Origin of the sequence: Rhodococcus sp. IEGM 1379, assembly GCF_030056815.1 — a bacterium.
Lineage (GTDB): Bacteria > Actinomycetota > Actinomycetes > Mycobacteriales > Mycobacteriaceae > Rhodococcus_F.
In genome coordinates this window covers 1-267 of record NZ_JASHKR010000218.1, presented here as the reverse complement: position 1 = coordinate 267, position 267 = coordinate 1, and the positions used below count along the sequence as shown (strand labels likewise).

At 61.8% G+C, this 267-nt stretch carries 1 pseudogene; it reads right to left on the bottom strand.

Annotated elements, in window-relative coordinates:
• Positions 1-26: 26 nt before the first annotated feature.
• Positions 27-267, bottom strand: a pseudogene (locus QM600_RS29575) (hypothetical protein); the annotation flags it as partial.

The window sequence follows — 267 nt, the reverse complement described above, 5'->3', positions numbered from 1 at the left end:
ACACCGATCCTTGGCAACTCCGAGCGCTACCTACCGATTCGTTCGACGCGCCAAGCGGGGATCTCCCGCTGCGGCCTGACCTTGATCGCACGGAATTTGTATCCGTCCTGATCGATGACCGGCTCCCATTCGAAGTCGACCTGCTCGCCGACGTCGAGACCACGGATTCCTCCGCCGATGCTGAAACTGTCGCCCGGCTGAGCGTTGATGACTTCGTCGGGGTGTAGGGCGCTGTAGAAGGTCCAACAACCGCCCGGTGTGTCCGCA